The sequence below is a fragment of the Pseudomonas sp. PS01303 genome (assembly GCF_029959385.1).
Classification (GTDB): Bacteria; Pseudomonadota; Gammaproteobacteria; order Pseudomonadales; family Pseudomonadaceae; genus Aquipseudomonas; species Aquipseudomonas rustica.
This window is the reverse complement of the sequence record NZ_JASCPK010000055.1, coordinates 25,243-34,333: the sequence shown is the minus strand read 5'-3', so window position 1 is coordinate 34,333 and position 9,091 is coordinate 25,243. Positions and strand designations below refer to the sequence as shown.

The following is a 9,091-nucleotide window of genomic DNA, read 5'->3' as shown; positions in this document are numbered from 1 at the left end:
CGATAGCAGTGTGTCATTTAACGATGATGTTACTGACACAACGCCATCGCGAGCAGGCTCACTCCTACAGGGGTTATGCAGTGCGTTGGGCTTTCTCTTCTTCACCCAAACACGCCGCTGCGGTAAACAGCACGTCCGTCGACGAATTCAACGCCGTCTCCGCCGAATCCTGCAGCACACCAATAATGAAACCGACCGCCACCACCTGCATGGCAATCTCGCTCGGAATCCCAAACAGGCTGCACGCCAGCGGAATCAACAGCAGCGAACCACCCGCCACACCCGAAGCACCGCACGCACAAATCGCCGCGACCACGCTCAGCAGAATCGCTGTCGGAATGTCCACGGCAATGCCCAGTGTGTGCACCGCCGCCAGCGTCAGCACGGTAATGGTGATCGCTGCGCCGGCCATGTTGATGGTCGCGCCGAGCGGGATCGACACCGAATAGGTGTCTTCATGCAGGCCCAGACGCTTGCTCAATTCCAGATTGACCGGAATGTTCGCCGCCGAGCTGCGGGTGAAGAATGCGGTGATACCGCTTTCGCGCAGGCACATCAGGGTCAGCGGATACGGGTTGCGACGCAGTTTCCAGAACACGATCAGCGGGTTCATCACCAGCGCCACAAACAGCATGCAACCGAGCAGCACCGCCAGCAGGTGCGCATAACCGATCAGCGCGCCGAAACCCGAGGTCGCCAGCGTCGACGCCACCAGACCGAAAATACCCAGCGGTGCGAAGCGAATCACCACGCGCACGATCAAGGTCACGCCGTTGGACAAGTCACCGAGCACCTCGCGAGTAGTGTCGCCGGCATGACGAATCGCTACGCCCATGCCGATCGCCCAGGCCAGAATGCCGATGAAGTTGGCTTCGATCAGCGCCTTCACCGGGTTTTCCACCACGCTCAACAACAAGCTCTGCAGCACTTCACCAATACCGCCCGGCGCCGTCACCGCGACGTTTTCGGTGGACAGCACCAGATGCGATGGAAACGCCATGCTCGCGACCACAGCCACTACGGCGGCGGCGAAGGTGCCCAGCAAGTACAGGAACAGAATCGGGCGGATATGGGTTTCCTGACCGTGCTTGTGGTTGGCGATCGAGGCCATCACCAGCACGAACACCAGAATCGGTGCGACGGCTTTCAACGCCGAGACAAACACTTTGCCGATGAACGCTGTGTCTTTCGCGACTTCCGGGGCGAACAGCGCCAAAGCGATACCGGCGATCAGGCCGATGAGGATCTGCGCGACGAGGCTCAGGTTCTTCAGGCGTTGCAATAGAGAAGGGGAGGAAGCAGTCATAACGGCATCTCTGATTTTTTATAGGCGCAAGGTTGAGTGAACGCGCTGGCAAATTCGGGGGCAGACCAGCGTCACGAACCGAAAGGGTGAGGCGATATCAACGCCGTTAAACGGGCGGTTGATCAGGGGTGTACGTTTTTCAGGGCGCGGACTTTATCACAGCGTAGGCGTTATCCTTCAGGCGTGTGACGATCTGCCACCCGATTGGCGGGCAAAGTCGGCAGGTTTGTGCAAGTCACTGCGGACACACTCTGTTAAGATTGCGCATCCTAATTTTAATGTTCTGCCAGCGGGCCCTCGGGTCAACGCTGGTGTCGTCGTTTTGCTGGAGTTACCCATGCTGTTACCCATCCTTCTGTTGTCCGCCGCCGGTTTTACGGTGCTGACCACGGAATTCGTCATCGTCGGCTTGCTACCGGCGATCGCTCGCGACCTTGAGGTCAGCATTCCGCAGGCCGGGCTGCTGGTGACGTTGTTCGCCTTCACGGTGGCGCTGTTCGGGCCATTCCTCACCGCGTATTTCGCCCGATTTGAACGGCGCAAGTTGTTCATCAGCATCCTGATCATGTTCGGCATCGCCAACACCGTTGCAGCATTGGCGCCGAATATCTGGGTGATGGCGTTTGCCCGATTGATCCCGGCCCTTGGTTTGCCGGTGTTCTGGGCTTTGGCCAGTGAAACAGCGGTGGACATCGTCGGCCCGGATTTCGCCGGTCGCGCGATTGCCAAGATCGGTTTCGGCATCGTCTGCGCCACGGTATTCGGCATTCCGGTCGGCACGCTGATTTCCGATGCGTTCGGCTGGCGCAGCGCCTTCGGTATTCTCGCGGTGATCGCCTTTGCCAAGGCTTTGCTGCTGTTTGTGTACCTGCCGAAAACCAGCCTGCACCAGCATCAGGTCAGCTTCGCTTCGCAATTCAAGATCCTGCGCAGCCCGCTGATGATCGGCCATATCGCCCTGTCGATTCTGGTGTTCAGCGGCATGTTTACCGCTTACACCTATCTGGCTGACATCCTTGAGCGCCTCGCCGGTTTCAACGGCACTGTGGTCGGTTGGTGCTTGATGGGCTTTGGTGCGGTCGGGCTGATCGGCAACTCGCTGGGCGGTCGCGCAGTGGATAAGCACCCGCTGGGCGCGTCGGTGTTGTTCTGCGCATTCATGATTGCCGGCATGGTCTCGCTGGTGCCGAACATTCATTCGCCAGTGGGCCTGGCGGTGGCGATGGGTATTTGGGGTATTACCCAGGCAGCGTTGTTCCTGGTCAGCCATGTGCGCCTGATGAAAGCCGCACCAGAAGCACCGGCCTTTGCTGCCTCGTTGAACATTGCCGGGGCCAATCTGGGGATTGGCCTGGGCGCGATGGTCGGTGGCCGGGTTATCGACGGTGCAGGTCTGGGCTTTCTTGGCTTTGCGGCTGCCGGTTTCATCCTGCTCTCTGTGTTTCTGGCCATGGTGTTGATGACGCTGAAACCGCGCGAAGTCTGCGCCGAAGCGTCATAACGCGGTAAACAGCTCGCGCCGGGCACCTTCGGTAATCGCAACGATGCCGGGGTGCTTGACCTTGCGCTCCACCGAAATGGCGTAGAACGACTCGGTCACCGCGTCGGTCTGGCCAATCAACTCGACGCCGTATTGGCGCTTCACTTCATCGGCAATCACGCTCGGGCCAATAAAAATCCCGCTGCCGGATTGGCCGAAGGCCTGCATCAAGGCACTGTCATCAAACTCCCCAACGATTTGCGGCTGAATCTGCTGCTCGGCAAACCAGCGTTGCAAACGGCTGCGCACCACGGTTTCGGCGCCGGGAATCAATAGCGGCGCACCGTGCAGGCTGCGCGGGAAATCCTGACCGTACTTCGCCGCCAGTTCGGCGGTGGCGAAGAAACTGATCCCGCATTCCCCCAGCTTTTGGCTGTAGCCCTTGATGTCGAGGTGCGAGGGCATCGGGCTGTCGGAAATCACCAGATCCAGACGCTGGATCGCCAGGTCGGCGAGCAAACGTTCGAGTTTGTCCTCACGGCAGGTGATGCGCAGCGGCTCGTTGAGCTCCATGGTCGGCGCGATCAGGCGATAAACGATGGATTTCGGCACCACGTCCGCCACGCCGACGCGGAACAGAATCTGCTGTTCGTTGGGCTGCGCGCGCAGCATCAGCTCCAGTTCGCCGCCGAGTTGAAACATCTGCTCGGCGTAGGGCAGGGCCTGGCGCCCGGCTTCGGTCAACTCCAGTTGACGACCCACGCGCCGAAACAACTCTATGCCGTAGGTTTGTTCGAGCAGGGAAATCTGCCCGCTGATGGTCTGCGGCGTCAGGTTCAGTTGCTCGCACGCACGCACGATGCTGCCGGTCTTGGCCACGACCCAGAAGTAATGCAGTTGTCGGTAATTGAGCATCCGCCGCGCCCCCCCGTGTAGGAGCTGCCGAAGGCTGCGATCTTCTGATCTTGCTCTTAAAAAAACATCAAAGGATCGCAGCCTGCGGCAGCTCCTACATTGAATAGTGTGTGAGTTCGTAAAAACCGAAGTATAGCCGCTAAAAATACGAATTTTCCTGAAGTGTTCACCTCCCTAGAATGCCCAGCCATCGACGGCCGGTCTGTGAGCCTGTCTGTTCATTCGAAGGAAGCCTCATGAAATTCAAAAGCACTGCACTGTTGATTGCGTCTTTACTGGTTCTGGCCGGTTGCGACCAAGCCGAAAAAAGCGCTCAGCAACTGATGGGCAAAGCCGCCGAAAGCGCCAAACAGGCGATCGACGACACCCATAAAGCTGCCGAGCAAGCGCTCAGCGATGCCACCGGCGGGCTGATCGAGAAAAAACCAACCCCGGAAAAAGACTCGGACGAATCCGAATCTTCCTCCAAGACCATCTAATTTAGTCACACGAAGAGTCAGGACTGACCCATGGAATATTTGTTAGAACTCGCCGCCAGCCCGACCGCCTGGGTTGCTTTGGCCACACTGGTGGTGATGGAAATCGTGCTCGGCATCGATAACCTGATCTTTATTTCGATCCTGACCAACAAGCTGCCTAAGCAGTACCAGCAGAAGGCCCGCCGTATCGGTATCGGCATGGCGTTGATCCTGCGCCTGGCGCTGTTGAGCACCATCGCGTTTATCGTGCAGTTGACGGAACCTGTGATCGACATCCTCGGCCAGGCCTTCTCCTGGAAGGACATGATCCTGATCGCCGGTGGTCTGTTCCTGGTCTGGAAAGCCACGACCGAGATCCATCACAGCATGGATCCGGCTCCGGAAGATCCAAAGTCGGCCACGTCGACCGTGACTCTGGGCTTTGCTGCTGCGATTGGTCAGATCCTGTTGCTCGACATGGTGTTCTCGATCGACAGCATCATTACCGCGGTCGGCATGACCGAACATTTGCCGATCATGATCATCGCGGTGGTGGTATCGGTGCTGGTGATGTTGCTGGCGGCTGATCCGCTGGCCAAGTTCATCAACGATAACCCGACTGTGGTGATGTTGGCCCTAGGCTTCCTGATCATGATCGGTATGACCCTGATCGCCGAAGGCTTCGGCGCTCACGTACCGAAAGGTTATGTGTACGCGGCCATGGCGTTCTCGGCGGGTATTGAGGTGTTGAACATGTTGTCGCGTCGTGCCAAGCAGAAGAAACTTGCTGCGCAGGCTTAAACGCCAGAAGTGAAAAACCGCCTGGGCTCTCGGAGCGCAGGCGGTTTTTTTTCGGCTCGGATTCTGTGGATGAAGCGTTGATCGAGCCCCTCACCCCAGCCCTCTCCCGAAGGAGAGGGGGCCGATTTGGGTGGCTTCAAAACCTGAGTTCAACGAGATATTTCAGGTCGGCACACCTCTCGCAAACAACTCGGTCAGTCCCCTCTCCCTCCGGGAGAGGGCCAGGGTGAGGGGCTTTTTCGGCGACCTAATGCGCCGTAGCGTGCCGAACACTCTGCTTCTCGGCTTTCTCAACCTTCGCAAGCTCAACCGGATGATGGTGCCGCCGCGAAATCCGCAACACCCCCCACAGCATGGCCGCCGCCACGGCCAGCCAACCGGCAATCAACATCACAATGGTCATGGTCAGGCTCATCAGTGCCTCCTCTTTGCCCTGCGTCGGGCTCACACTTTTTCAATTCGCTCTGTTTCACTGACAGTCTAGTTGCCCGGGTGTTACACGCTATTGACCAAAGGTCGGTGATGACCAATCAGTTTGCTCTATGCAATCGCAGCCCCTGCGGTTTAAGGCTATACCGCAGCGGTTTGCCGCCCTATGATCGGTGACCTTGCCGGAACACGATGACCGGCGTCTGAACAGAGAGCAACGATGGTGCAGGTATTTTCTCGAGTGTGTGCGGCGCTGTTGGTGGCTGGCTGCGTGGCTGCATTGACGGGGTGTGCGGGCAGTGTGGCGCCGGAGGTCAAGCGCTTGCCGGAGCGTGTCGAACTCAGTGGCAGGTTCTATCGGGGGCAGGCCTTCCAGAGCGGGCCGCAGGTATTGGCCAGTCTGCTATCGCAGCAGGGCGTAGTGATCACCCCGGGTTTGCTGGAAAAACCGTTGCATGTGCCGGGCGCTGAAGACAAGTTGCAGCAGAACATTCAAAACCTTGCCCGTGAATACGGCATGGTCGTCTATCCGCTGGACAGCAATCTGCCGGCGCTGCTGACTCAGGTGGCGGCCGGTTACCCGGTAATGGTGCGTTTTAGCGAAGGCTCGGCGTTCTGGGCGGAACCGCGTTACGCGATCCTTTCCGGCTACGATCGCAATAAACAGAAAGTCCTGCTGCGCGCCGGCATGAACCGTCGCGAGTTGATGGACTTTGCCTCCTTTGAATCAGCTTTCGAAAAATCCGGCGGCTGGGCAATTCTGATTCAAAAACCGACGCAGATTCCCGCTGCGGTGGATCGTGCGCGTTGGCTCAAAGCGGCCGATGAACTGGCGCAGGCCGGTCAGGAAAACGAAGCGGCGCAGGCGAAAAAGGCCTTGGCGGCGCACTAGGTTCCGTTCGTCATCTGCCGGGCACGTCTGTGTCCGGCAAGCCTCTTACCTCTATAACCCGATTTCGCGGGTGAATCAGGAGGCAAGCATGGCAGAGTCCACATCCCCTAAAGGCCCGCACTCATCCGAGCATTCCTCGGGCGATGACCTGGGTTTCGATCCCGATTCGCCGGATCTCGACGACCCGCAAGTCGATCCCGTTGGCCCGGCCAAGGCGCCGAAAGACGTGAAGCCCGGCGACGACGACAAAAAACCGGCCAAACCCTACGACCCGTTAGCCAATCTGAAACCTTGATGCGAGGTGCGTATGAGTACCGATTCAAGCTTCGATGATCAAAAACCTGACAGCGTACCGACGACGCCTGAGCCTGAAGTTGATCCAGTGCTGGATCCGGACAGCCCGCTGCGCGATCCGCTGGCCCGGCCGAATGTGCTGACGCCGGATCTGGAGCGGGATCCGAGCAAGGGGGATGGCATACCGGATGATGAACAGATGCCGTTGCCGAATGATTGAGGTCTCTCAGATTTAGTGAGATCTAAATGTGGCGAGGGGATTTATCTGTGGTGAGAGGTTTATCTGTGGCGAGGGGATTTATCCCCGAAGGGTCGCGAAGCGGCCCCCGCTTTTGATTTAAAAGAAGGGCCTGCTGCGCAGTCCATCGGGGATAAATCCCCTCGCCACAGATAAATCCCCTCACCACACGTAGCGTAAATCCAGTGTCCTACTTCGAAGCCTCAACCACGCCACTCTGGCGATTCTTCAGGTTCTTATCAGCCTTGTACTGCTGTGCCACCGCCGGAACACTGGCACTGCGCCCAGTCTCAACCCAGCTACGAATCCGGCTCGCATCGGCAAAATGCGTGTACTTGCCGAACGCATCCAAAATCACCAGCGCCACCGGGCGATTGCCCATGCGCGTCACCAACACCAGGCAGTGACCAGCAGGATTGGTAAAGCCGGTTTTAGTGATCTTGATGTCCCAGTCAGCCTTGTTCACCAAATGATCGGTGTTACGGAAACCCAACGTGTAATTAGGTTTACGGAACGACACGGTCTTTTCCTTGGTGGTCGTCAGTTCAGTGAGGATCGGGTGCTTGCTCGCTGCGACCAACAACTTGCTCAAATCGCGCGCCGTGGAAACGTTGCGCTCGGACAAACCGGTCGGCTCGACGTAGTGAGTGTTGGTCATGCCCAGCGCCTTGGCCTTGGCGTTCATCGCCGCGATAAAGGCTGCATAACCGCCCGGATAATGATGCGCGAGGCTGGCGGCGGCGCGGTTTTCCGAGGACATCAAAGCGATCAGCAGCATCTCGCGGCGCGGCAGTTCACTTTTCAGTTTGACTCGGGAGAATACGCCCTTCATCTCTGGCGTGTTTTTGATGTCGACATCGATCCATTCGTCCATGTTCTGTTTGGCTTCAACCACCACCAGGCCAGTCATCAGCTTGCTGACGGAAGCGATCGGCACGATCACGTCAGGGTTGCTGGAATAAATGACTTTGTTGGTCTGCATATCCATGAGCAGGGCGCTGCCGGAAGCGATCTTCAGGGTCGAAGCGTCACGCGGGGCAGCGGTGGTTTCCGCAGCGTTGATCGTTGGCGTGATGAATGTGCCTGTGAAAGCAAAAAACAGGCTCAGAATCGAAAGACGAATTTTCACGCGGGCGAACTCATAAAGGTTGGATATTCCGTTAGTTTGTAACGGGTTATTTCTTCAAAGCGTCGCATTCTAGGAGTATGGCTGAAGATCTGTCGATGGTTGTTTGAGTGACCTGAAAATCTCGTGAAAAGGCCTGTAAAAAGAGGGGTTTCCGGCGAACGGTTATAGTTTTTTCTCGAATACGAAAAACCCCGCACGGGGCGGGGTTTTGATGCTGCGAAAAAACCGTCTTAAGCGTGCAGGGTTTCTGCTGCGTAGAGGGTGTTTTCCAGCAGGCAGGCACGGGTCATCGGGCCAACACCGCCCGGGACTGGCGTGATCCAGCCAGCGCGGGGCAGGGCGGTTTCGTAAACAACATCGCCGACCAGTTTGCCGTCGTCCTGACGGTTAATGCCGACGTCAACGACGATCGCGCCTTCCTTGATCCATTCGCCCTTGACCAGACCCGGCTTGCCGGCGGCCACGACCACCAGATCAGCACGGCCGACGTGGCCGGCAAGATCCTTGGTGAAGCGGTGGGTCACGGTCACGGTGCAACCGGCCAGCAACAGTTCCATCGCCATCGGGCGACCGACGATGTTGGAAGCGCCAACGACCACCGCGTCCAGACCATAAAGATCAACACCGGTGCTTTCCAGCAGGGTCATGATGCCTTTAGGCGTGCACGGACGCAGCAGCGGGATGCGCTGGGCCAGACGGCCGACGTTATAAGGATGGAAACCGTCGACGTCCTTGTCCGGGCGGATGCGCTCCAGCAATTTGGAGGCGTCCAGGTGCTCAGGCAGCGGCAGTTGCAGGAGGATGCCGTCGATCGCAGGGTCGTCGTTGAGGCGATCGATCAGATCGGTCAACGCTTGTTGCGTGGTTTCGGAGGGCAGGTCGTAGGCTTGAGAGAGGAAGCCGACCTCTTCACAGTCTTTACGCTTGTGCGAGACATAAACCTGAGAGGCAGGATCGCTGCCGACCAGGATCACCGCGAGGCCGGGAGTGCGCAGGCCTTGCTGGCGACGCTCGGCAACTCGTTTGGCGATCTGCTGGCGCAGGCTGGCGGCGATCGATTTGCCGTCGATTAGTTGTGCAGTCATTGCGCGTGATTAACCATCGAGAGGGGAAAAAAAGAGAACGCATTCTCGCATGTCGGGCGGTGAG

General features: G+C 58.1%; 11 protein-coding genes. 6 read left to right on the top strand and 5 right to left on the bottom strand.

Features of this window, described 5'->3' with window-relative positions:
- Positions 1-73 precede the first annotated feature (73 nt).
- A complete protein-coding gene (sstT, locus tag QMX93_RS16380) occupies positions 74-1,306 on the bottom strand; it encodes a serine/threonine transporter SstT (RefSeq protein ID WP_159815549.1) in 1,233 nt (410 codons plus the stop codon).
- A 337-nt stretch (positions 1,307-1,643) separates the two neighbouring features.
- Between sstT and QMX93_RS16375 the strand changes: the two genes are divergently transcribed.
- Positions 1,644-2,807, top strand: coding sequence for an MFS transporter (locus QMX93_RS16375; protein WP_212545706.1), 1,164 nt, complete (start codon positions 1,644-1,646; stop codon positions 2,805-2,807).
- Here QMX93_RS16375 and nhaR read toward each other — a convergent pair.
- Entirely contained in the window at positions 2,802-3,701 is a 900-nt protein-coding gene (gene nhaR, locus QMX93_RS16370; RefSeq protein WP_077573697.1) for a transcriptional activator NhaR, read from the bottom strand. The genes QMX93_RS16375 and nhaR overlap by 6 nt on opposite strands.
- Before the next feature lie 236 nt (positions 3,702-3,937).
- Here nhaR and QMX93_RS16365 point away from each other — a divergent pair, with 236 nt between their 5' ends.
- Together QMX93_RS16365 and QMX93_RS16360 are read left to right on the top strand one after the other, a co-directional pair.
- Positions 3,938-4,180 (top strand): hypothetical protein, encoded by a 243-nt coding sequence (locus tag QMX93_RS16365; protein WP_053121810.1) that lies wholly within the window; start codon positions 3,938-3,940, stop codon positions 4,178-4,180.
- A 30-nt stretch (positions 4,181-4,210) separates the two neighbouring features.
- A complete protein-coding gene (locus tag QMX93_RS16360) occupies positions 4,211-4,960 on the top strand; it encodes a TerC family protein (protein WP_053121808.1) in 750 nt (249 codons plus the stop codon).
- 247 nt (positions 4,961-5,207) lie between these two features.
- Here the strand turns inward: QMX93_RS16360 and QMX93_RS16355 are convergent, their stop codons facing one another.
- Positions 5,208-5,375: a hypothetical protein gene (locus QMX93_RS16355; protein WP_282357045.1), complete on the bottom strand. Its 168-nt coding sequence runs from the start codon at positions 5,373-5,375 to the stop codon at positions 5,208-5,210.
- 234 nt (positions 5,376-5,609) lie between these two features.
- On the opposite strand from QMX93_RS16355, the gene QMX93_RS16350 reads away from it, so the two are divergent.
- The 3 genes from QMX93_RS16350 (at position 5,610) to QMX93_RS16340 (ending at position 6,795) form a co-directional block, all read left to right on the top strand.
- Positions 5,610-6,281, top strand: a complete 672-nt coding sequence (locus QMX93_RS16350) for a peptidase C39 family protein (RefSeq protein WP_282357044.1) — start codon at positions 5,610-5,612, stop codon at positions 6,279-6,281.
- An 88-nt stretch (positions 6,282-6,369) separates the two neighbouring features.
- Positions 6,370-6,576, top strand: coding sequence for a DUF6021 family protein (locus QMX93_RS16345; RefSeq protein WP_053121804.1), 207 nt, complete (start codon positions 6,370-6,372; stop codon positions 6,574-6,576).
- 12 nt (positions 6,577-6,588) lie between these two features.
- Positions 6,589-6,795, top strand: a complete 207-nt coding sequence (locus QMX93_RS16340) for a hypothetical protein (protein ID WP_053121802.1) — start codon at positions 6,589-6,591, stop codon at positions 6,793-6,795.
- A gap of 208 nt (positions 6,796-7,003) precedes the next feature.
- Here the strand turns inward: QMX93_RS16340 and pbpG are convergent, their stop codons facing one another.
- Together pbpG and folD are read right to left on the bottom strand one after the other, a co-directional pair.
- A complete protein-coding gene (gene pbpG / locus QMX93_RS16335; protein WP_053121800.1) occupies positions 7,004-7,942 on the bottom strand; it encodes a D-alanyl-D-alanine endopeptidase in 939 nt (312 codons plus the stop codon).
- Positions 7,943-8,172: 230 nt separating this feature from the next.
- The gene (gene folD / locus QMX93_RS16330) at positions 8,173-9,027 is read right to left on the bottom strand and encodes a bifunctional methylenetetrahydrofolate dehydrogenase/methenyltetrahydrofolate cyclohydrolase FolD (RefSeq protein ID WP_053121798.1); all 855 of its coding nucleotides are present in this window, start codon (positions 9,025-9,027) and stop codon (positions 8,173-8,175) included.
- Between the last annotated feature and the right edge of the window lie 64 nt (positions 9,028-9,091).

Excerpts from the sequence above, each read along its gene's own strand:
- sstT (WP_159815549.1), bottom strand. The coding sequence starts at position 1,306 with ATGACTGCTTCCTCCCCTTCTCTATTGCAACGCCTGAAGAACCTGAGC.
- QMX93_RS16375 (WP_212545706.1), top strand. The coding sequence starts at position 1,644 with ATGCTGTTACCCATCCTTCTGTTGTCCGCCGCCGGTTTTACGGTGCTG.
- nhaR (WP_077573697.1), bottom strand. The coding sequence starts at position 3,701 with ATGCTCAATTACCGACAACTGCATTACTTCTGGGTCGTGGCCAAGACC.
- QMX93_RS16365 (WP_053121810.1), top strand. The coding sequence starts at position 3,938 with ATGAAATTCAAAAGCACTGCACTGTTGATTGCGTCTTTACTGGTTCTG.
- QMX93_RS16360 (WP_053121808.1), top strand. The coding sequence starts at position 4,211 with ATGGAATATTTGTTAGAACTCGCCGCCAGCCCGACCGCCTGGGTTGCT.
- QMX93_RS16355 (WP_282357045.1), bottom strand. The coding sequence starts at position 5,375 with ATGAGCCTGACCATGACCATTGTGATGTTGATTGCCGGTTGGCTGGCC.
- QMX93_RS16350 (WP_282357044.1), top strand. The coding sequence starts at position 5,610 with ATGGTGCAGGTATTTTCTCGAGTGTGTGCGGCGCTGTTGGTGGCTGGC.
- QMX93_RS16345 (WP_053121804.1), top strand. The coding sequence starts at position 6,370 with ATGGCAGAGTCCACATCCCCTAAAGGCCCGCACTCATCCGAGCATTCC.
- QMX93_RS16340 (WP_053121802.1), top strand. The coding sequence starts at position 6,589 with ATGAGTACCGATTCAAGCTTCGATGATCAAAAACCTGACAGCGTACCG.
- folD (WP_053121798.1), bottom strand. The coding sequence starts at position 9,027 with ATGACTGCACAACTAATCGACGGCAAATCGATCGCCGCCAGCCTGCGC.